16 protein-coding genes are annotated in these 23342 nt (G+C 28.7%); 2 read left to right on the top strand and 14 right to left on the bottom strand.

Features of this window, described 5'->3' with window-relative positions; translation table 11 throughout:
• Positions 1–57 precede the first annotated feature (57 nt).
• Positions 58–1269, top strand: a complete 1212-nt coding sequence (locus tag SY27_RS05270; RefSeq protein WP_045967890.1) for a tyrosine-type recombinase/integrase — start codon at positions 58–60, stop codon at positions 1267–1269.
• 152 nt (positions 1270–1421) lie between these two features.
• On the opposite strand, the gene SY27_RS05265 is transcribed toward SY27_RS05270, so the two are convergent.
• From SY27_RS05265 to SY27_RS05210, 11 genes are all read right to left on the bottom strand, one after another.
• Positions 1422–2858: a hypothetical protein gene (locus SY27_RS05265; protein ID WP_045967888.1), complete on the bottom strand. Its 1437-nt coding sequence runs from the start codon at positions 2856–2858 to the stop codon at positions 1422–1424.
• A gap of 2 nt (positions 2859–2860) precedes the next feature.
• Positions 2861–4507 carry a DUF6035 family protein gene (locus SY27_RS05260; protein ID WP_045967886.1) on the bottom strand — a complete coding sequence of 549 codons (1647 nt, stop codon included), beginning with the start codon at positions 4505–4507 and terminating at the stop codon, positions 2861–2863.
• 8 nt (positions 4508–4515) lie between these two features.
• On the bottom strand, positions 4516–5742 hold the full coding sequence (locus SY27_RS05255) for a Shedu immune nuclease family protein (RefSeq protein ID WP_045967884.1): 1227 nt from the start codon (positions 5740–5742) through the stop codon (positions 4516–4518).
• 8 nt (positions 5743–5750) lie between these two features.
• The gene (locus tag SY27_RS05250) at positions 5751–7730 is read right to left on the bottom strand and encodes a UvrD-helicase domain-containing protein (RefSeq protein ID WP_045967882.1); all 1980 of its coding nucleotides are present in this window, start codon (positions 7728–7730) and stop codon (positions 5751–5753) included.
• The gene (locus tag SY27_RS05245) at positions 7714–9543 is read right to left on the bottom strand and encodes an ATP-dependent endonuclease (protein ID WP_045967880.1); all 1830 of its coding nucleotides are present in this window, start codon (positions 9541–9543) and stop codon (positions 7714–7716) included. The genes SY27_RS05250 and SY27_RS05245 overlap by 17 nt, the downstream gene beginning before the upstream one ends.
• 256 nt (positions 9544–9799) lie before the next feature.
• Entirely contained in the window at positions 9800–10732 is a 933-nt protein-coding gene (locus tag SY27_RS05235; protein WP_045967876.1) for a relaxase/mobilization nuclease domain-containing protein, read from the bottom strand.
• Complete coding sequence (gene mobC, locus SY27_RS05230; RefSeq protein WP_045967874.1) at positions 10733–11071, bottom strand: plasmid mobilization relaxosome protein MobC; 339 nt, start codon at positions 11069–11071, stop codon at positions 10733–10735. It lies immediately after the preceding gene.
• Between the two features lie 138 nt (positions 11072–11209).
• Positions 11210–11695 carry a hypothetical protein gene (locus SY27_RS05225; protein WP_045967872.1) on the bottom strand — a complete coding sequence of 162 codons (486 nt, stop codon included), beginning with the start codon at positions 11693–11695 and terminating at the stop codon, positions 11210–11212.
• On the bottom strand, positions 11695–12363 hold the full coding sequence (locus SY27_RS05220) for a hypothetical protein (protein ID WP_045967870.1): 669 nt from the start codon (positions 12361–12363) through the stop codon (positions 11695–11697). Before SY27_RS05220 ends, SY27_RS05225 begins: the two co-directional genes overlap by 1 nt.
• A 520-nt stretch (positions 12364–12883) precedes the next feature.
• On the bottom strand, positions 12884–13429 hold the full coding sequence (locus SY27_RS05215; RefSeq protein ID WP_045967868.1) for a hypothetical protein: 546 nt from the start codon (positions 13427–13429) through the stop codon (positions 12884–12886).
• Positions 13430–13443: 14 nt separating this feature from the next.
• Positions 13444–13962, bottom strand: a complete 519-nt coding sequence (locus SY27_RS05210; RefSeq protein WP_045967866.1) for a hypothetical protein — start codon at positions 13960–13962, stop codon at positions 13444–13446.
• Between the two features lie 107 nt (positions 13963–14069).
• Here SY27_RS05210 and SY27_RS05205 point away from each other — a divergent pair, with 107 nt between their 5' ends.
• On the top strand, positions 14070–14303 hold the full coding sequence (locus tag SY27_RS05205) for a helix-turn-helix domain-containing protein (protein WP_045967864.1): 234 nt from the start codon (positions 14070–14072) through the stop codon (positions 14301–14303).
• A gap of 145 nt (positions 14304–14448) precedes the next feature.
• On the opposite strand, the gene SY27_RS18130 is transcribed toward SY27_RS05205, so the two are convergent.
• The 3 genes from SY27_RS18130 to SY27_RS05190 form a co-directional block, all read right to left on the bottom strand.
• Complete coding sequence (locus SY27_RS18130; RefSeq protein ID WP_052705154.1) at positions 14449–15777, bottom strand: T9SS type A sorting domain-containing protein; 1329 nt, start codon at positions 15775–15777, stop codon at positions 14449–14451.
• A 128-nt stretch (positions 15778–15905) separates the two neighbouring features.
• Entirely contained in the window at positions 15906–16838 is a 933-nt protein-coding gene (locus SY27_RS05195) for a hypothetical protein (RefSeq protein WP_045967862.1), read from the bottom strand.
• Positions 16839–16862: 24 nt separating this feature from the next.
• Entirely contained in the window at positions 16863–23339 is a 6477-nt protein-coding gene (locus tag SY27_RS05190) for a hypothetical protein (protein ID WP_045967860.1), read from the bottom strand.
• Positions 23340–23342 lie beyond the last annotated feature (3 nt).

Here is a 23342-nt window from a genome sequence, read left to right as displayed (position 1 = left end):
AAAATCGTAAGAATTAGATTTTATGCGGGATTAGAGCAATTTAATCCCGCATTTTTTATGTCTAGTTTATTGAAATTTTTGTACATTGAACACGATTTTGAACACGATTTGAAGAAAAAGAAAAGATACTCGGAACCTAAACTATATGACGCAAATGGAGATTTATCTAAGCGTTGGTATGTTTACTTTTCTTTTAGAAAAATAATAGACGGATCTTTGGAAAGGTACCCTAATAATATTTATGCTCCACAACATTTTGGCAAAAAAGAACGAATGGAATGGTTAAAAACCATTCAACGCAATTTATCTGTGCTTTTAAAAGGCGGTTTTAATCCATATAACCCTGAAAACAAATTTAATTTTGATGAAGAGCAAGAAGGAAAATCTATACAAGATGCTTTTGAATTTGCTCTGACAATCAAAAAAAACACTTTAGCTCTAACCTCTTTTAAAGGGCTTGAAGGAAGAATAAAACGATTTGAAAAATGGTTAAACGAAAACGGCTTTAAGAACCGATTAATTAATTCAATTAATAAAAAGGTCGTTACGACTTATTTAAATGAAATTTTGACTGCTACTTCGGCTAAAAACAGAAACAATACACGAACTGATATTAGTACAATTTTTTCTACTTTAGAACAAAATGAAATTATAACTCAAAACTTTGTTCAAAAAATTCCCATATTAAAAAGTAATCCTGAAAAAAATAAATCCTATTCTAGTACGGAAGAAACTAAAATTTTTGAGTATTTAGATAAAAACAATAAGTTACTTTCTTTATATGTGAAATTCATTTCTTACAATTTTTTAAGACCTGTAGAAGTAAATAGAATTATGATTGCTGATATTGATTTAAAGGATAAAATTTTAAAAATTAAAACGAAAACAGGATTCAAATTAAAAAGAATTCCCCAACTTTTAATTAATGAAATCCCTGATCTATCCAATTATCCTAAAGATGCTTTTTTGTTTGGTAGAAAAGATTTTGGGCAATATTGGGAAGCCAATGAAACTAGCAGAAGAAATGATTATTCTGATTATTTCTTAGAAGTAAAAAAGAAGTTTGGATTAAGTAAAGACTATGGATTATATAGCTTTAGACATACCTTCATAACTAAGCTATACAATACTTTCATAAAGGAAATGACTCCTGAAGAAGCTGAATCAACCATTATGTCAATTACAGGACACACTACAAAAACTGCTTTACGAAAATATTTAAGAGAAATAAACGCTTATATTCCTGAGGATTATTCTAAGTATTTATAGATATTGTGTATCTTTCGATTATAAAAATCTATTTTTTAATAAAAAAATCTATTTACAGAAATAGATTCAATACTATGACTGTTTTTTATAAATTTACTTAGATTTAAGTTTTTTGTAAAAAGAAAAGCTAATTAAATATTTTAAAAATAGAATTAAACTTTTCTGAAATAATTTTCTTTTAAAGCATATCTTGTATCTTTTTCATATATTTTTGGAAAATTTAAAATATAATTATCAAATCCAATTAACTTAAAAATTAATAAATTTAATAAAGTATATAATCTAACACTTGCATAAAACAAATCATAATCTTTTAATTTAATTGATCGATTTGGACCACTCTTTTTAAAATCTGGCACTCTGCCATGCAAAAAATCATTCCTTGATTTAATTACTTTCAAATCTTCTTCCAATAAAGAAATTTCCAATATCGAAAAAGGTTTCTTCAAACTCTCTAAATTAGTAATTTGATTTATATTTTCAATTCTCACTTTTAAGGTGCTTACATCTTTAAAAGATTCTTTAGTTGAATGTTTATTCAGAACTCCAATTAAATCTTTTCTAAATTCTTTTGAATCTTGTTTTGAATTAATTGGTGCTATTTTTTCATTCTCTACTCCAATGATAATATCCGATAGTGTTTCAAGAGCAATTGAATATCCACTTGGTCTAAAAATAAGACTTGCTTTTGTTGATTCAATAATTAACAATATTGCAGCTAAAAATTCATCGTTATTAATTAACTCATTGCATAAAAATGAAAATTCACTAATTTTTAAAGGTCTAAAAATTTTCATTTTATAATATTTTTCGGCAACCTTTCTATTATCATTTAACCAAGAAAAAGGATTTGTATTAATTGGATTCATTAAAGTTTTTATTTCTTCTCTTAATGATGTAAAATAAAAATCACTGAAGTTTTCCATCTTAGAATTAGAATAAGTAAAGAAATAACCTTTATTCCCAGCGAAATATCCAGTTACATAACCTAGAGCAATTCTTAAAGCAAATGTTTTATTACTAAATTCCTCATAAGTTTGTTTTTTTCTAGATTCAATTATTAAGTATTTATTTTTATTTTCATCCTTTTCTTCAAATATAAAAATCTCTTCATCTAATAAATATATTTTTGATGCAACTGATGAACTTCCTCCAAGATCATTTTCAAATACTATATGCTCGATTTTATAATTTATGTTCAAAGATTTTGAGTTTGGAATAATAAATTTGAAATATTGCTTTTTTGATTTTGAAAACTTTTCAGAATATAATTGATTGATTGAACCTTCTAACCTTTGATTTGAAAATTTATTAATAAATACACTATCAAAAATTATTTTTTGTTCATTAATCTCAAATTTCACTTTTCTAACTATTTTCCCTACTCCTAGATTTTTTCGACTTCTAACAAATTTATTAAAGTCAAACTCAACTTTAAATTCATTCTTTAGACTGGATATTTCTACCTCGTCAATATCGTCTAATGAAGATTTTGGTTTTCTAAAAACTCCCGTTTTAGTTTTTTCGAAATCATTGATAAAGTCTATCGTCTTTTTATTGTAAAAAAAAGGTATTCTTTTTAAAGTCATAATTAAAATTTCATTTCTGGAAAAACTATTGATACAATTACATTGTATTTAGTATCTTGTTCAGGTTTCCAATTAGTAATATTCAGTATTTTAGGTTTCAACAACCCTTTTTTATCTTGACTACTACAAAATTCATCAATATTCCACCAATACGTTTCTATTGCTTTTACTATGACATCAAAATAAACAACTCTGTCATTTTTCAAATTTGTATGATGGTTAACAATTTGGATTAAATTAGTGAAGTTACTTCCAATGACTCTTTTCTTTTTAATAGACAATATTGCAAAAAGGAGTTGTTGAATTGAACTATTATAAGAATTGTATAATTCTTCATATTTACTCAATCTATTTAAAAAAACACTTATCGACATGAAATAGATAATTGAATATTCATTCAATCTTTCATCTGTTGAAATTTTATTTTCAAATTCTCGTTTAATGAAGTTTAAATCAGTTTTTGTAAAAACATATTTACCTTTGAATAGTTCAAAAATTTTATCGAAGATTACATTATAATCATTTAAAAATAAGCGTTGATAATTTGTAATGTAAGACCCGTTTCTTAATTCTATTCTAGTAATTCTATTTTGCTCTTCAAACAATCTATTTTGCTCATTAATATATTGTATTTTACGGTCAATTATTAGCTCTTCATTCTCTATTACATTATAATAATAGTCATAATATGAAGTTCTTTGATTTTGTAAATTTAATGCTTCTTCTTTATCTTGTTTTGCAATTTCTTTTAGTTTTAAATCCTTTTCAATCGTAAAAATTTGTTCCTTTAAAATCCTTTCTTCTTTATCAACATCGAAATAGAAAACTTTAAAATTAACCTCATCAAAAATTAATTGTTCAAAGCATACATATTTACATTCCCAATTGTAATGAATTTTTAAGTTTTCAATAATTGGTACTTGATAATAGCATAAAAGATATAAATCATTTTTTTGCTGGGATAGATTTATTGCTTCATCATCTAAAACAAAAGCATTTCGATTATTGGAATAAAAAACATCCTTTTCGGTAAATCGTTGTTTAAATTCATCAATGACAAAATTTCTAAAAACCCACAATATATAAGTTTGATTTTCTTTATAAAAGTATTCTCTATCAACTATGACACTTAAAAAAGTAGTTGACAATTGTATTTCAAAAACTATATTTATTTTTTTATAACTTGCTGAAATGTCAGGTTTTTTCCATTCGAGATAATTAGTATTACTCTTTAAAACTTTTTCAACTTTAATATTTGAAAAGTGACTGTTTGATTCAATAAATTCTTTAATTAAATTTTTGGTTTCAAAGTGAAGAGGACTTTCTTTTGCTCCGTTGAACTTTACTCTTAATATTTCTAATCGAGAATAATTATTATCTGTTTTAATATGGCAAAAATCACTATCTTTTATATGTGCAAAATGGAGAACTTTCTTTGTCTGACCTCCCCCATTAATTTTAATATTCTGACCACAAAAGTAACATACAAATAAAGGCTCTCTTATTCCTTTAATTGCTTTTTGTAATTCATTTCTATATTTGAAAACTTCATTCTCTGGTTTAACGAAAAAATCATCCGCATACACCGTTGAACCATCTTCTCTATTTAAGACGAATTCTATTGTTCTTTTGTTAAAAAAATCACTCATCCTATCGTTTAGTTCTTTTTTATTTGCTCAATAGTAAACTTTAATCTATTTAATAAATCATCATAACTGATAATATCAATTACATTCTTATATTTTCTCTTTACTACTTCAAAGTCTTTTTTTTGCTCAACTGATAAATTACTTTCTCTGCCCATAATTATAAAACCTTTTGGGTTTGTAATACTTATTTCAAATCCTTCAGGAATTTTATCCTTATATTTATTTGTCAGAAACTCTTCTCCATTTTCTCCCCATCTATTTAAGTAATAAATATATTTTTCAATTTGCATTACAGTACCAGATAATTCTCTTAGAGGTATATGATTGCTCCTATATTGTCCTTTTGTCATTAATGAAGAATCTGAGGGCTTTTTTATTTCAATTAAATCAATATTTCCATCAGAATCAACTAAGAGTATATCAATGAATCTTTCATCTCTAATACTTTTCTCTTTATCATAACTAGCTTTAATTGGGGCTTCTTTAAATATCAAAAAATATTTTGGATACAACAATAAAATTATCTGCAAAATTTCATCCTGCCAATCATTTTCAGAATAGGAAATTTGACTTGATAGCATATTTTCAAGTTTTTTTAGTATTGTTTGATATTTGATTAATTCAACATCACTGAAAAGCTTAATTAAATTTTCGCCTTTGTTAGTTGCTTTTTTGTCAATGTATTTTTCAAATTTCTTTTCTGCATTAATTGTACTTGCAAAAAACTCTTTTATTACATTGGTTAATCTTGCCTCGGAGTATAATTTCTTTTCGTATTGACTTGGAAAATCATTTATAATACCTCTAAAATCAATTTCAGAAACTGCATTTGGATTGTTTCCTCCAATGTATATATCCTCATTTATTACTTGTTCTATTTTTTTAAAAATAGAAATATCTCCTTCAGCAATAAAAACCTTATTGTTAAATTCAAAATCTTTATCAAAATAAATGTCGAACTTATCAACTAAGATACCTCTATCTACTTTGTAATATTCATCTTCTAATCTCGCAAAAATAAAGTCGACTGGGTCAGGCTCACTTGAAAAAAAACTAAAATTCTCATCGCTTTTTTTATATTCTTGCTTTCCATAAAAATTTTTAGCTGATAAAGAATACACCTTTTGAAAAGCATAATTCTCTTCTTCATCGAACTTATCAAATAGCCATTTATTATCTCTATCGGTTGAATAAGTAATAATTATAAAATTCTTCACCTTTTTAAACTCTATCATTTTTTAAATTATATTTCAATAACTTCCCATTTATTTCTATCTATATCAGATAAACGAGAATTAAACCTATCTTTATGGACTGCTACACAAAGAAAATTAGTAGGTCTTGAAAACCCAACATATGCCATTTTTGCTGATTGTATTATTTTATCATGGCTGTTTGGAACAAAAGCAAGAGTTTGAGATATTGTCTGTGTTCCTAAAAACTGGTTCCGTAGCCTTTCTGATTCGTAATTTCCATAACCTCTATCAAAAAAAGATTCTAAGTATAATGTAGCGCAGTGTGTTTGTCCTTTTACAGCGTGAACACTAGTCACTTCTATCTCTAATTCGCCTTCTTTATAAATGTTTGTAGTTTCTGGTTCTTCAATATTTTCAATTAAAATATCTTCAACATCTGTTGATATGAAATTTGAGCTAGATGAAATTTGAGCATCTGGAAAAACACTTAAAAAAACTGGGATATATCCTTTTATTTCATCCCAAATCTCATTTATTTTCCCTTTAATTATAACAATTGACCAATTATAGATGTTTAGACTAAATTGTTCGTGAAAAGCAAAATCTTTTTGTTTTATAAAATCTATTAATTTCTTCTTTGTAAAGGTTCTACCGTCTTCATTATTTATATTTTCAAGGCGCAATATCTTTAAAAAAGCATTCAATATATTTTTTCGAATTGGTTCTAGTGTCAATTTGTTTTTATCATAAAATAAAAGATAGCTTTTTAAGCAATTATAGTCTTGTTTAGGTTTTTGTTTATTCTTTTTAAAGGTATTATAATAATCTACAAGTCTTAGTTTAGCAATATTATCTTTTTCTGTTTGCGTTTTCCATTCAGTATTCCAAGCCACTACCTTAGTGGGATATTTATCAAAATCAATTAAACTACCATCTTCTTTAAAGTTTTTCACGAGTTGAGTAAAATGTGGAATAATGTCTTTAATTGATGAATTTTCAAAAACTAAAATATGAGGTTTTATCCCACATTCATTTAATCCGACAATTTCAAAATCAACATCAGTATGTAAAGCAAAACCACAAACTATATCTGCTATTACCTTACTTAGTCTTTGACTTCCACTTAATCTTAAAATTTCTTGTCTATCATTCCAAATTTCATTTACTTTAACGGAGTTGTAAATTGCTTGATTTTTATCGCCTATTCGTTGAAAATTTGAAATACTATTTCCCTCGTCAAAAAATAGTTTTTCCAATAAATCATATTGATGAGTATCCATGTCCTGCATTTCATCCACAAAGACATAGGAAAAACGCTTTTGCAAAATATTCTTTATTTCAGGGAACTGTATTAAGTAACGTTCAGCTAAAAAATATGCATCATCATAATTTAGAAATCCAGATTTTAATATGTTGGTCTTAATAGTTGTGAATGTTTTATATGTTGGGGAATCGTTCTGACGCCTTAAACAAACTTCTCCGTTCATTCCTTTTAATAAATTTAAGTTTACATCAAATCTTAAATTTTTAAAGAAGTTTTCAGGGTCGTGTTGCTGATATAGCCAGTTTCTGGCACCTGAATTTGGTAAATTATGAAAATAACTGCTTGCTATTTCATCAAAAATCTCACTATCTATTCTAATAGGCTTTTTCTTAAATTTAGAAGAGTAGAAAGGAATTGCTAAAAATTCATCTACAAAACTTTGAATTGTACCAATAAAATTTGGGTAAGAAAATAATTTTGGACAATGCTTTTGTATCTTATGTTTTATTTCATCAATTGCGGCATTTGTATGAGATAGCACAAGGACTCCAGCCCCATCAGAAAATGGTAATTTATTCTCTAGTATTAAAAGCTTTGCTAATAGTGTGGTAGTTTTTCCACTTCCCGGAACAGCTTGTAAATCTAATGTATTAAAATTACGAATAAACTCTTTTCTTTCATCATCAAAGGTTTTACCTTCAGGTAAAAGAATCTTTTCAGAATAAAGTATGTCTTCATCAGTTATATTAATTTCCTGTAACATAGTTTATAGCTTTTACTAGATAATTAATACTGTCTGCTCCATCATCAGTCACAATATTTATTGTTTTTACATCTATTTTTTTCTCTTCATAATTTTTTAAGTCCTCATCAATAGCATTTGCAATTTTGTAAGCAATCTCTGTTTTTTTTAGCCCTTTATTAATCAATTTTTCAGCTAACGATTTTTCAAAATCTGTGTCCCAATCTGTTCCAGTATGAATAGATTTAGCATTGATTTTAAATGTATTTGTTAAACTATTTGATTTAAACAATGAATATTCTAAAGTCCAATTTGGAGCGATGAAATATTGTACATTATTTTCTGATTTGGCTTCTAAATCAGCAATTTTTTGGTCTGTTTCTGTTTTTATTGTTGCTAAATCTCTTTTTTGATATACCGATTCACCTCCAGTTTGTACCTTTTCATATTCCCTAATATCGGAATCTGTAAGAATAGCTATTGGTATGTCCATTAATGGGTCTTCTTTTCTAAGGAAAATATTTGCATATCTATTATATGCAAGACTACCAACATTAACAATTGAAATTCCTTTCTCAGTTAAATTAATACCTATATTTTTTGAAATACTAGGAATTAGTATTTCTTCTGCCCATCCTTCAACTAAAATGATTCCTTTTGCAAAAAATAAATTAGCCTTTGTTGTATCAAGAAACTTTTCTAAAAACTTATAATCATCGGGGTCTAGTTTTGTATAGTCAGACCCCATTGGAAAAGCATTACCATTATTACAAATAATTAAGTTTTCGAGTTTTAATTTAGATGCTAGATTAGGACTATGTGTGGTTAGAATTAACTGTATTGCATTCTGCTTTTGAAGAGATTCTATAACTTGCATTTGGGCTTGCGGGTGAAGATGCGCTTCCAATTCTTCTACCAAACCTAATCTTAAACCACTCCAATTTGATTTGTTCAAGTGAAGTAATTCAGCAGCCATAAATAACCTGTTAAGTGTTCCCAGTCCAGGATTTAATTCATCTTTTAAGAATAAGGTTAGTTTTTCAAGAATACTTTTTATATCATTTGATGAAGCTTTAAATTCAGCTTCATATTCATTGCTATAAAACCCTTTAATATATCCATCAATTTTGTCTTTAATGACCTTTCCTTCTTGTGGTGAAATAGTTACTTCTTCACCTTCATCATTCGCTGTTGAAATTTCAAATTGACCTTTAAAATATTTATCAATTTCTCTACTTAAATTTTCAAATATAATTACAAGTTCATGGTCAGTTTCTTTTCCTTTAAATGCAGAATCTCCCAATAGAATTTGAGATAATCTTGAATTACGTTTCGCAATTAATTCGTTTTCTGCATCTCTTAGCGGTTTCAAATATGTAGCTTTAAGATACTCTCTTGCTTCAGCAGTTAGTTGGTAACCATCTTCATCTGCACCAGCTTTTAAATCACTTGGTAAAATTTTTTTTTCTTGTCTTTTTACATCATAATTTAGTTTTAAATATGGCTCTGTATCATCTCCTGAGCCATTCCATCCAAGCCATTCAGTAAAATTTTTTGCTTCATCTGGAATTAATCCACTAAAAATCAATTCAATTCTAAAACGATTTGAATTGCTAAAAAAGTCTTTATCCTCAACTCTAATGTAATCGTAACTATGTGTTTTTAGAGCAAGTTTTATAGCGTCTATTATTGCTGTTTTTCCCGAATCATTTTCACCAATAATAACATTTAAACCTTTAGAGAAGTTTAAATTTAAATTTGGTTTTTCAATATTAAATTCTCCATCAGAACCAAACTTTCTAAAATTCCAAAGTTTTATATTTTGTAAATACATAAAATATGCTTTTTTCACTAAAAATAAAGCATATATTTTTCTTTTCAAAATATGAGTAAACTTTAAATCAACTTCCTCTCAACTTCCTCAAAAGAAATTCAGTAGCTTCAGCATCAGAGAGAAGTGATTTCTTTTGGGCTTTTTTTGTAGTAGTATTAGTAGCCGAAACAACATTCAACATTTTATACAGCCTTTCCACTTCCTGTTGAGGAAGGGCTTGTATAACGTTGTATGCTGTTTCGGCTTTCATTGCAGTTTATTTTCTTCTAAATCTTGTGAATGGTTTTTTGTCTACTCTTTCTTGTTGATTTTCTCCCAAATTACTTTTTGGTTTTTGATTACTGTTTTGGTTGTCTCGCTCAGTTGTTCTGATAGATTGTCTTGTCTCTTGTTGATTTTCTGTAATTCTTCCAGTATTTTGGAAAATAATTGGATGGATTCGGTCTTGTTCATTAAATTTTGTTTTTAAATTATTCCATGATAGTTTTCTATTTACTTGACTTCCTTTGTATGTAACTCCTTTGTATTCAAAGGAAATACCCGATATTCTTCCCTCCTTGCTTGAATTGAATTTTACATTTACCTTTTTACCCTTAAGAAACTTTTCAAATTCAAAAATCGAAATCTTATGTTTTATGATTTCATTAATAATTCGTTGAAGTTCTAATCTTTCTGGAGCTTCTCCTGTTCGTAAACATTTTTCTATTTCTCCTTTAGACAACACATTAGATTCTTCTTTTTGTTCCAAAACGGTTAAATTGTATTTAAGTTCTAATTTTCTTATCAGTGCTTCGCTTCTTTTATAATCTTGGCTATCACTCACAACATCACCTGAAAAATTTACACGATTAGCTACGATATGAATGTGAGCATGATCTTGGTCGGTATGTTTATAAACGATATATTGATTGTCATCAAAACCCATACCTTCAAAATAATCTCTTGCCAAATTGGTAAACTCTTCATCGGAAAGGGTATCTGAATATGGCAAACTCAATGAAGTGTGATAAACTGCTTTAGATAAATTAGGTCTCAGCTGTCGAACAACATTTAATTCTTTGGTTTGCATTATAACCTTATTAGCAGCTAAGTTCGTATCTAAAACACATCCTTGTCCCTTATCTACTTTCTTTTGATTGTAAGATAAAACCCCATAAAAATCTTTACCTTTTATTTGTTTGCCAATCATCTATTCTAAAATTTTACTTTTTATTTTGTATAGCATTTCTTTTAATTGATTTAATTCTTTATCCAAACCATTTCTATCTAATACATTTTGATTTGACTTTTTTGTTAATTGATTAATGTTATTCCCAATACGACTTAATTCAACTAAAAGCTCTCTATTAACAGGAGAAATAGCTTGTTTTGGTAGTTGCTTGTTTAAAGATCTTTTCCTAACATATTGCACAACCGAAATACCATAAGTATTTGCATGACTTTCGACAAATATTTGTTCGTCAAGTGTTAATCGAATATTGACTTGAAAAACTTTTAAATTTTTAATCTCAGATTTTGGTCTTGCCATAATGATTTCATATTATTTAGATTTTTGATAGCGATAACATAAATAAAAAACCCACTTAAATTCATTCTTAGAACAAATTTAAATGGGTTTAATTTCTAATTCTAGGGCTACCGTACAAACCTATTGTACGGTAGACTTCTATACCTGTAATCTTTCGTAAAGTTCTACTATGTCTTCACCAGCTTCCTCACCATCAATATATAAATCTGGCATACAAGCTAATAATTCGATTGCCTCTCGATAATGACGGAAACTATTCATATCATCTCCATAATATCTAAAAGGATTTTTTGGATGCGTTTCTTGAGGCGAATTGAACTTTATTTTATCTCTGTTTTTTTGTTTAAAACGTTGTTTAGATAATTTTTCTACATTATCAAAATTTATATCGACCTCGTTATAACTATTAAATTTGAAATATTTTTCTTGAAGAATTACTATTAATGCTCTTCGCCTTGACAACTCAGATTTTATAGTAAAACCCGTAAGTTTATAAGCTACCTCATTTAGATCAAATATATAAGATTGCAACTGGTCATAGTTATAGGTTAAATCCTTTCTTATAACATCATAATCTATTATATTATATTTTTCAAGAACTTCAATTGCCTCATTTAAATTCATTATAATCTAGGTCCTCCTCTACCTCTATTTTTTCCATTGTCTAAATTCCATCTTAATGCGTATGATTTATCTAATATTTTCTTATAAATTTCTAGCCTTTTAACTAAGTCCAAAATTTTTACCCTTGCAACAACACTAACTAGGCTATACTCAGTTAAACTACATTTAGTAGCAATTAATTTTTCTTTAAGTACAAGAGCAAGCAGTAAATTTTCTTGAAGAGTAAAATTATATTCGTTAGCTTTAGTCACTTGTTCACCAATTTTTTTTAAAGGATGCTCTTCTTTTTTTAAAACATTTTGAATTTTATTATAGTAAAAATTAAATTCATTTTTGTTGATTACTTCCTCCGTGAATTTTTTCATAAATAATTTTCCGTATTCAAAACTTCTTAAAGGCATATAATCTATTAAGACTGTATCAGTAAATTCTAGAAGGTCATTATTATTTAAAATATCTTTTAAGTTATAGGTTTTGATTTGTAGCGATTTTAAATACTCTTTTTTAAAACCATCTAAATTTTCTAGTACTAATCTACCAAATTCGCGAGTAGTATTTGTAATGGTATGCTTTTCAAAAAGAATATAATTTATTATTTCTTTATTTCTTTCTCTATCATCAGAATCATGATATTGAATAGCAAAAATGTATGAAATAATTGATTTCAATTCATCAGTAGAAAATCTAATCGAATTTTCATTTTCTTTATACTTTTCTAAAATTTCCTTGATAGAATAATGTATGTAATCTGTATGTTTTATTGTTTTGATAGTGTCAATTTATTTTATTCAGAAGCAAAAATAAATAAATATCTTAAAAAAGAAATTGACTGTCAAAAACTTATACACTTATTTTCAAGCAATAAGCTTAACTTTTATATTTTTTAAATATTCAATCCCTTATCAAATTATATTTTACATATAAACAAAATACATTAAGATTCATCATATCACATTAATTAAAAAAATTATTTTAATATTATACGAATTCAAAGGGGTGTGGGGTGAAACCCTGCCAAGCCATGCGACCGAAGGGAGCAGTTTTCACTAGCAAAAACATGGCTTGCTTCATGACAACCTAAAAATTATTATTCTGAACAAATTATCATTCATCCCTTTAAAATGATACAAAAAAAGACTTCATTTTGAAGTCCTTGCCATTTATTATATATTATTTTTTACTTATAAATTAGCTTGATATTGTTTCAATTGATTCTATAATTTCTTCAATCGACTCTTCAGTAACCAAGCTTAAATCTAATTCATTTACTAATCTTGAAATTTTCTTCATTAACATTTTTTCTACATCTTCTCTTAAACCGCTTGCTTCTGGTTCATAAAGTTTGTATGCAAATTCTCTACCTAGTTTTAATTCAAATGAATCGATATTCTCTAGTGACTCTTGTTTTATAAAATTATCGTTATACTGAAAATAATTTTGATTCAATGATAAAAAATATAATGCCATAATATCGTGTTCGTCAAGATGATTTAAAAAATAATTTAAATAATTTATAACTTCGGGTAAAGTATCCAAATTAAAATCTCCTTGATGGTAATTTAAAGTTTCTAAAAGTGGATTAACATTTTCTATACTTAATTTATTAAACCTTTTTGAAAAGCTAGTAAATGAAAAGTGATATAGAAAATCTTTCAGTAAGACTTGCTTGGCATACCGACACATTATTTCATTTACTTGCTTAGTAACAATTAATTTTTCATTTACTGAAATCATAAAATTTATTTTAATTAAACTAAAGTTTTTGCATTGGTATTTCTCGAATAAATTTCTAAGTATTCTTCTTCAGTAATTTGATTATCATAAGCAAATTCAAAATAAAATAGCTCTTCAAAATAGATAGCAAAAAACCTTTGTATATAATAATCAATTTTTTCTCCTAGAATATAATCTCCAATTTTCCCAACAATAATATCTCCTATCCTTTGAAAATCATTAATTTTTACATCTGAATTATTAATCTTTAGCTGCATTATTAAAATGTTGATGTAAATAGGGTTTGTAATTATAATTTGTAAAATGGATATTCTATCCTCACCAGTAAAGCTATTCAAAATAATTTCGGTTTGTTTTCCAATATAATTTTCAATTAGCCTAACATCCGTAACATAATTACTTCTAGTTTGTAAAAAATCTTTACATAAATCGGATTTATTATTCTCAAAAACAGGTTTATCAGGTTTTCCAGATAAAATTTGATTAAGAAGAGGTTCTAATACTTGGTAATTGATTTTTTCAGTTTCGTCCATTGGGAATAGATTGAAGTTTATAATTTCAAATATAACAAAAAATGCAATGCATACAACCCCTAAAATACAATCACTTATAAACTATGCATTTTATTCATTTTTGTAGTATGCCTAGAGAAAGAAAAAATCCTATTCCAGAAATTGTAATCTTATTTGGAAAAAGAATAAAACAATTGCGAATTGAACGAAAAATGTCCCAAATGGATGTGGGTGCTGCTTTAGGAATTGATAGAGAAAATATCAGAAAATACGAAAAAGGGCTTCAAGAACCTAAATTATCTACTATTGTTAAGTTTGCTGAGTTGTTTCAGGTTGATTTTAATAATCTTATTTCTAAATAGAATCTTATTTATGATACATCATACTAATTGTAGCTAAAAAAAGAAGCTGTCTTTACATAGTGTAAAGACAGCTTCTTTTTTATACTTAGACACTTTATGTTGTAATAGAAATATATCTAAATAATTCACATATTTTTCAAAACTTTTAATTTTTAATAAATTTGATTTGATTTTGAATAGACCCAGAACGAACAGATAAAATATATAAACCTTCATTAAAATTACTTAAGTCAATATTTAAATTTGTATTGTTTATATTTTCATTATAAAGCTGTTTCCCTAAAGCATCAAAAATGACTATACGCTCAATAAAAATATTTGACTCAATTGTTAATTTATCTTTAACTGGATTAGGAAAAACTTTTATAATTGGCTTAGAACTAAACTGATCACTACTTAAAGTACTTGGACAAGAAACAAGTACAGGAACGGTTGAACTACTCGCAGTACTATTAACACCTATGCCCAATCCACCATGAAAATTGTTTCCCCAGGTCCATATTTCACCGTTTGAATTTATGGCTGCAGCACATTGGCTTCCCATACTTACCGCTACCCAATTATTAGCAGTACCAAGTTGAGTTAATGGTTGAAGATTTGGATTAGTACTACCCAGCATTATACCACCATACCACAAAGTATTATTGTCAAATCTAATATAAGCCGATGTATTTACACCAGTATCAACATCTTTAACATAATAAGGTTCATTATTTGGTCCAATATTATTATTAGTTTTAATATCTATGCTTGATATATGTCCTGTTCTGGTGTGTTTAACATTTGTTCCCGCTACTTTTTGAACGGGATATTGAACATCACCAGCAATTGTTGCACCTGGCGGAGCATTCAACATATCACTTTGGTTCCAACCCCATCCCCATACTGTGTTGTTTGTTTTTACTGCAACTGTCACGCGATCATGGGCAGAAGCCTCCTTCCAATTGGTATCAGGACTTCTTTGCTCGGGAACTAAAACATTTGGTCCACTTGGAAAGCCTATTAAAGCAAATCTTTCAGAACATCCCCATGACCATAGTGTACCATTCTCTTTGATAGCAATGGAATGACTAATTCCGGCAGCAACGGTACTCCAGTCAGTATCTGTACCCACTTGCATAGGATAATTTCTAAACACAGTTGTACCATCTCCCAACTGTCCTCTATTATTACTTCCCCATGACCATAAAGTGCCATCTGTTTTTACGGCAAGTGTAAAAGAGTAAATGCCGTCCATGCTAGGTGAAACCTCTTTCCAATTATTGTCTGTCCCAATTTGAACAGGAGAATTCTTTAGAACATTGGTACCATCACCTAACTCTCCAAAAGTATTTTTGCCCCATGCCCACAATGTACCGTTATCGGCAATAGCAAAAACATTAGCATAACCTACAGCGACAGACTCCCAACATTGTCCAAAACTTGATATAGTAGAAGCCAATAAGAAGTATAATAATAGTGCTGTCTTTTTCATTTTTAAATTATTAATAATCAGCTAATTATAGCTGAATTGATTTGTTGTAAAGTTAACGAAAAAACACCAAATTATGAAATAATATGAGTATAATCACTCTATTTTAACAGTTAATATTTTTAATAAACTTAACTTACAGTACCAACAGTTTGAACAGTATTACTACCTATTTCTGTTAATTCAATATGACTACCTAATTTCATAACATTTGTTCCTCCGGGTGCTGCTGAAAATGTTAATTGTGGAGTTAAAACCCCAGCTGATGTACAACGCAATACACCCTCAAACTCAATTGTAGTAGTTACAGCTGTACTAGCAGCATTTATGACTTTACTTGATGTTCCACTAACTTGGACATTGGAAGTAGCTGTAGCCATACCGTTTAATGTAGATGAGAATAACTTTGCCACATACTCCATTGAAGATATGGTTAATCCTGAAGATAAAAGCCAGCCAATAGCTGTAGTATGACTGGTGGCTCCATTTGAAATTATATACTTTCCTCTAAAAAAGTAAGTCTTATTTGCAGATAAAGCAAATTCATCACAGGAAGAAGGAAATGCATTTTGTGCAGCATTTGAATTGCTTAGTGTGAAATTAGACGAAGGCACGCCAATTAACTTAATAGGAGCTGAACCGGCAATAGGTAAATCACCATTCCCAAGGATAGATTGTCCATTAATAGTTTTGATAGTAGTACCACTAACTAAAACATTTTGTTTACCATTCAAATCATTTTCCAAACCGGTAACTTGACTTTTAGATATCGAACCGGTTATAGTTGAAGCTGAACCGGTTACATTAGTTATTGAAACATTTCCATTAGAATCAGGAGATATATTATTAATCTTTTTAACAGGAGCAAAAGTTAGTACCGTTTGCTTGGCTGTTTTGGGAGTTAAATATTTATTATCAATCTGATCATTTTGAGCCTCTGCTTCTGTGGCTTTATCATCAAGGATGTTCAATTTACTATCAATCAAGTTTTCAAATTCTTCTTGAGTTGGTCTATTGCCCGTTTCAAAATATGATTTTAATTCTGTTCTATTTTTTGTTGCCATGATTTATATTTTTTGTTTTTTTGTTTATCTAATGTAAAATGTTCCTCCTATAATCATATCACCAATTCCTCCGATATCCTGCCAATTTGATTCATTGTGAATTGTAAGTATATATTCCTCTCTACTTGTCATACCAGCTGTATTTTCAGTAATGACTTTAAAATGATTATAGATTACATTTGCATCACTGTCCAAAGTTGATAGAGTACCTGTTGCCAAATCGGTTGTTTCCAAAGGCAGATAAATATCTTGATCGTTAGTTTGTAGTTCATATATTTTTACCCAATTTCCTTGAGAATTCATTTTATAAAGATGATATTTGGCCTTGTAACATGTCTTTTGCCAATGCAATACAACAGTTGTTAATTCATTACTTGAGTTTAAAGGTTCAGAATAATAGTCTAGCTTGGGAGATAAGGGACTATAATTCTCTACAACATTTGTAATGATTATTTTAGAGGCTTCAGAAGGTGCATAGTCAACTATGTTAGCTAATTCTTTATCATTGTAACGAATCCTTCTTGAAACAGTTAATCTGTAAAATAGTGGATCTCCAAATGGTACTTCTGACAAATCAGAAAAATCATCTTCAAAAATCCATTTACTTTCATCTTGTAAATTTTCTACTTCTAAATCAAGAACTTTTACTAGTTTCATAGTTCTTATTGATAATGCGTCAGACGGATTATCTGCTCTGTAAATAGAGACTTTAGCAATATTTTGAGCTTTAGGATAGGCATTAATCTGTAATTGTACAGAAGGAGTTACACCAATAACTCTGTTCTCTAATATAGGTATTACTTTAATAATTTCAGGAGCAATTGGAGGTGCTGTATTTACCAAGCTAATCGGCCCTAGTATTTCACTGTATTCACTTGTTTTAAGTTGATTATTGATTTCTCTTACTGCATAAAAGTATTTTGCATTGGAAGCTCCATCCAATCCAAAATCTGTAAATTGTGATTCGTATTGACTACCAGATGGATCAACTCGCTTCATCATTGGAGCCATATCAAAGTCAGGATCAGTAGGTTTTAATAAATTACCATTTCTATCTCTTATGACTTGTTTTTTAGGTATTGGCTTGTAGTTAGCATCATTGACATAGTTGTATAAGATTGGTATTTCTGTTAATGGCACAAAACAATTCATTAAAACATCTTTCAGAAAATGATATACACGTAGTTCAGCGTTTTGCGGACTTGTAGGAATAACAATTGTATTCAAATTAAAACCTGAAGCTAAATGGGGTACTGTCGTACCATAAAATTCATTATGTGCATCGACAAAATCATTTATACCTGTAATAAAATTGGGATTATCAGGTAAAGGCAACGTCTTACCTTCGAATGTAGCAAAGTTGCCAGAAGAATAATTAAAGCTTAACAAATCATTCCATCTATCTACATAAAAATCTTCTTCACCATTCATAAATATGTTACGCATAACATTTTGTACTGTATTTAAAATTGGCTCTTGATTTGAATCATAGCCAAGTACAGTATTATCATAGATTGCGGATAAAAACTGGACATCACTTGCTCGGTTGAACTGAACGGAATAAGGCTTGTGAATTTCTTCAGGTGTTCCATACTTTGTATTAAAAGTATAAGATGCTTTTCCAAAATAGTCCGGTCTTGTAGCGTAAAATCCACCAGTTGGTTTTTGTGGTTGAACGGGCTCAATAATTGCATTGGCAAACATCAAAGCTGGTACTGACATTTTAGAAAAGAAATCCTCTGTGTTGTCATTTTGAAATTCATTTGGTAAATCCCAACTTCTTAAACCAAAAACAGTATAACGCACTTCATCTTCTCCTTGCGGAAGCACAGTATCTTTATTCAATCCTAAGTTATCATCTTTATATAAATAGACTTTATATCCAGGATAATAATTAACCATTTGATTAATTGAAGTAGTATTATCAGGAATTAATTTGCCTTTATATAAGTTAAAAAGTATTGGATCGGTCGGGAAAGTCAAATCTTCAATATAGAGAATTAAATCATTTGAGGTACCAATATTTTCAGTTCTAATTACTTTAAATTCCTTTCTAGGTTCATTTCCAATATCACTTAATGTATGTAGTCGAACAATACCATTATACCATTCTACAGAATTGACATTAGGGTTATTCACTAAATTATATTGCGAATGTTGTGCTAATTGAAAATCTGGGAACGTTATTTTGTATAATCCTAAATGTTTCAATACGAAATTTCCTCCTATGGTATCATACTCTCCATCTCCATCTTCATCAACTTTTTCTAGTACCTTTTCAATAATAGCATTTTTATAAATACCTCTGAATTTTTGAACATGGGTTTCGGTAGTACAGTCAACATTCTTAATAATAATTTCATCCTCACGATGAACTTTTGTGAGGTCAATATTGACGCTAAATCCAGATGCGTTTGGTAATCCCCAAATGGAAGTATTCTGCATATTTTCGACCATCATGAACAAACTTCCACTTTCAGGAATAAGACCTTGGGTACCTAAATCTATTTCCGAATCTAAAAGCGATCCACTAGCGTCTGCTTTAAAAACGATAAATTTCGGATAGGTTCCGGTATTATCCACTTCATGCACAATAAATTCAATTCCATCAACTAATAAAATACTCCCAATAAAATTATTCTCTGTCTCTGGAATTATAGAAGGAACATAAGTTTCATTATAAGTTGGAGGGTTAGTTTGTGGGACTATGTTATTGTTTATCCCTGAACTATATACAGAGTAAGGCTCAGTATGCACTTCAACCAATAAAGGATCACTTAGCAAAATAATTTCTTTGATTTTACCTGAAATACCATTAGGAACTTGATCTCTGAATAAAACTTGTATTTTTTCAGCAAATAATTCTTTACTGTTGTGAACTTCTACATAGTTAGGAATTATCTCACCATTAATTTTTTGATGGTAATCAATTAACTCCTGTGCATGATTATATTCAAAAGTCATGCGGACTAATGTTTTGTCAGGATTACTATTGTTGGTATACAATAATTGTTCGGTGGAAGAAGTCAGTAATAATGGACTTTCTTTCTGAATCAGGGTTGCCGTTACATTGCTAGGTGGTAGCAACTCATTGTTTGGACTAATTATAGTTTTAACTTCATGAACAATTTCACTCGCTTTAGCTCGACTAAACCAATTTATTCCATACGAAGAATATTCTATTTCACCACTTTCTTTTATAGCGTGGGTATACAATGACTCGCCCTGTTCAGGAATAATTAACTCTACTGTTTCATTTGTAAATTCTATTGGAACACCACTAGTATCAACATTGAAAAAATTAGGGTTGTAGGATAGTTCAGGTTTTATCCAGTTTGTTTCTCCTTTTTTTCGATATTCTAATCCTGCGAAAACAGGATCTGTGGTCTCACAAGCAATAAATTCATTAGTTACATAGTAAAATGGGGCATTAGATTCTTCATCAAAAAGTGGTTCGGGATATAGGCTAAAATATCTCGTTTTACCATCTGGTGAATACCCGTCAGCAGTTAACTCTACTGCATCAAAATTGTTTTGTTCAGGATCAACTATTTCTTCTTCCTCATCTACATCAGAATCATTATAACCATTGTTAAAAAATACACCTGGAACTGGCTCTTTCAAATCGACAGGAAGAGGGAGACGTTGGTCTGCTAATGAAGTTGGTAATGAGCAATATAAGTGTTGAACTTCCCTAGCACCTAAGCCGTCTTTTAAATCACCTAAAGATATATATTCGGAAAGGTACATATATTCTCCTTCAAACACCAAAGGATTAAAATCTAATGTTCCCAAACCTATCATTCTTGCTATGTGATAGTCTAAAGACCCGAGTAATAGTACATCTAGATAGGGTATTTCTATTCCAGTAGACTCTAAAGGAGTTTCTGGAATGTATGGATCATAATCAGGTTCAGAATTCGGGTCATTTGGGTCATAATTAGGATCAGTTAAGTTACAAGCTTCAACGTCATCATAATTTTCAAAAGGATATATTTCTATAGCTTTTGGATTATTTAAAGCATCACTTAATGTAATATATTTTTCAACAGATGTTGCAATTCTTTCAAAAATTGGCAAATCATTAGAACTCCATTTCGTTTGGTAGTTTGCAACGTTTACAAATGCTTGGTCGTTATATCGTAACCAATTGCTTAAGCAATTGGGCTGAGGCTCTAAACGTTGAAAAGCGACATTTGCTTCTTTAGTTAAGGCATATTTACCAAGAAGTTGCCACTTATTTTCTTTTTTGGTATTGATGATAAAATCTGAATAGAATTCAAAAGACAACAACAATATATGGGCATTATTGCTACTAAATCGAATGCTTCTGATATTCTCTGAAAGCAATGGTCTTTGATTTAATTCTTCGGCTGAATATTTTTTTCTTAATGAAGCACCTTTCGGAGATGTAATTTTATTCTCCGGTACAGAGAGTAATTCTGTTTTTACATAATTATTGCTATCTAAAATTTCAAATTTTGTAGAAACTTTAAAGCTTAATTCTGTTTTATTCTCAATTTCGATTAGAGCATTACCATAATTTTTAATAAAAACTAATGTATTTGCAATAGGATCAATACTAGCTCTAACTTGATTGTATTTGATAGTGTTTCTGAAATATACATGAAATACTTTTCCATTGATTTCGTAAACCCAGTTTTTCTGATTACCACTTTCATTAACCTGAAGCGGGGCATTTTTAAAATCCAAAGTTACTTGGTAAGGAACATATTTTCCCCTGTATATCTTTACAAAGTCATCACTTTTGTTGAAATTATGAGTTGTAGTTGCATAATTTGCTTTAGGCAAATGTTCAGACAAAGCCTCTCTCAATGTCCAACGTAAATGAATACCTTTTGTACTTTCTTCCCCTTTAGAACCTGCTGATTGTAGGTATAGATTACCAGATTGAATAGAGGCATAATCAGTTAGATCAAGAGTATTTTGACATTTACAATTACCCAGTTGCGATAAGTATTCTAAAATAAACTGAACCGCACTTAATGCATCATTATAATATTTTTCTAATTCTTTGTCTCCCTCGTAATCAATAAAAAATTTTATAGCATTAATTTGAAACTGAAGATATTCACTTAGTTTAAATTGTGGGTAATTTTTATCAATTATATAAAATGCTTCCAAGAATTTTGTAAAGCAATTTTTAAATACAGCTAAATTTTTTAAGTAATCTGGATTCTTACTTTTTACTTCTTCAATGCATTTTGTAAATGACTCAAGTAATTTTTCATATTCCTCACAAATTTTTTCATCTTTAATACAAGGATTTCCTAAGTCCGGACAAATAACTTCAATTGTTGAATTGATAGAAGCTACAGTTGAGTTTGATATATTGACAAAAGAGTAATTTAAATTGGTTAGTGAATGATTAATATCAGCGAGATAGAAAGTACACATTTTGTTACCCAATAGGACAATAGTTTCATCACTTGTTCTGCAACTTGATAATTCTAAATCCAAAGAACCAATAACTGCATGTTGTAAACCATTGAAATATATTTCTAAACTATTATTTAAAATTATATCATCATTGGTAACTTGACTCAAAATACCTAAAGCATAATGAATATTTACAAATTCAAATTTTTTAGTCCAGATAGGATTAAAGTTGTAATCAATTTTTGAAATTATAGCATCAAACCGGTTATAAGTTTCAGTATATAAATGATTGTCATTATATTTTAAATTGTATATGACAGGACCCTGATAATGCTTAGTATTAATTATGTTAACGTTATTGCCAGATTCGCTAAATTCAACGAAAAAATCATGTTGATCATACGTACGACCTCTAACAAAATAGTTTTGATTTTTATAAATCAAGTCATTAACTGAGCCAACAGTATCTGATTCAAAAATCTTTATGATTGAACTTAGATTGGTATCCAATTCAATAATTAATCCTCTATTTATAGGCTCATTATTAGTAACTGATCTGCCATAAAGACCTATTTTATTTGAAACTGAAGAAATACCGTTTAGTTCAAATATATAGTTGTCAAATGTTAATCTCTTTTGAGCAAGAATAGTTCCGTTTGCATCAAATTTTATAATAACAGTAAAGCTATTTTCAGATGATATTGACTCTGTAAAACCAATAACATAATTTTCATTACCAAGATTAATTAAGGTGTTGAAATCTTTTGTATTTGGCATTTGATAATCAATGCTACTACTTAATCGTTTTTTCCAGAGAATAGTTCCTTGGGAGTTTATTCTTAAAAGGAACAATGAGTTTCCTGATGAGGTACCTAAAACTAAGAAATCACTGTTGTTGCTACATGCAATTAACTTCCTAAATGAAATATTCTCATTAAATGGATATATTTTTTCCCAAAGAACATTTCCGTCAGAGTTAAGTTTTGTAATAATATTTTCCTCATTTTCACCTTCACCAATATTGTAGATGGCAGCTCCAATTTTTAAAGAATAATTGTACTTAAAACCTTCTCCTTTTATATACTTATTTAAAAATGCCATAAC

Source organism: Flavobacterium sp. 316 (assembly GCF_000967805.1).
Lineage (GTDB): Bacteria > Bacteroidota > Bacteroidia > Flavobacteriales > Flavobacteriaceae > Flavobacterium > Flavobacterium sediminilitoris.
This window is presented reverse-complemented; position numbering and strand designations above follow the sequence as displayed.

Bases quoted from the DNA above. Each gene is read 5' to 3' on its own strand.
- SY27_RS05270 (WP_045967890.1), top strand. From the start codon at position 58: ATGTCTAGTTTATTGAAATTTTTGTACATTGAACACGATTTTGAACAC.
- SY27_RS05265 (WP_045967888.1), bottom strand. From the start codon at position 2,858: ATGACTTTAAAAAGAATACCTTTTTTTTACAATAAAAAGACGATAGAC.
- SY27_RS05260 (WP_045967886.1), bottom strand. From the start codon at position 4,507: ATGAGTGATTTTTTTAACAAAAGAACAATAGAATTCGTCTTAAATAGA.
- SY27_RS05255 (WP_045967884.1), bottom strand. From the start codon at position 5,742: ATGATAGAGTTTAAAAAGGTGAAGAATTTTATAATTATTACTTATTCA.
- SY27_RS05250 (WP_045967882.1), bottom strand. From the start codon at position 7,730: ATGTTACAGGAAATTAATATAACTGATGAAGACATACTTTATTCTGAA.
- SY27_RS05245 (WP_045967880.1), bottom strand. From the start codon at position 9,543: ATGTATTTACAAAATATAAAACTTTGGAATTTTAGAAAGTTTGGTTCT.
- SY27_RS05235 (WP_045967876.1), bottom strand. From the start codon at position 10,732: ATGATTGGCAAACAAATAAAAGGTAAAGATTTTTATGGGGTTTTATCT.
- mobC (WP_045967874.1), bottom strand. From the start codon at position 11,071: ATGGCAAGACCAAAATCTGAGATTAAAAATTTAAAAGTTTTTCAAGTC.
- SY27_RS05225 (WP_045967872.1), bottom strand. From the start codon at position 11,695: ATGAATTTAAATGAGGCAATTGAAGTTCTTGAAAAATATAATATAATA.
- SY27_RS05215 (WP_045967868.1), bottom strand. From the start codon at position 13,429: ATGATTTCAGTAAATGAAAAATTAATTGTTACTAAGCAAGTAAATGAA.
- SY27_RS05210 (WP_045967866.1), bottom strand. From the start codon at position 13,962: ATGGACGAAACTGAAAAAATCAATTACCAAGTATTAGAACCTCTTCTT.
- SY27_RS05205 (WP_045967864.1), top strand. From the start codon at position 14,070: ATGCCTAGAGAAAGAAAAAATCCTATTCCAGAAATTGTAATCTTATTT.
- SY27_RS18130 (WP_052705154.1), bottom strand. From the start codon at position 15,777: ATGAAAAAGACAGCACTATTATTATACTTCTTATTGGCTTCTACTATA.
- SY27_RS05195 (WP_045967862.1), bottom strand. From the start codon at position 16,838: ATGGCAACAAAAAATAGAACAGAATTAAAATCATATTTTGAAACGGGC.
- SY27_RS05190 (WP_045967860.1), bottom strand. From the start codon at position 23,339: ATGGCATTTTTAAATAAGTATATAAAAGGAGAAGGTTTTAAGTACAAT.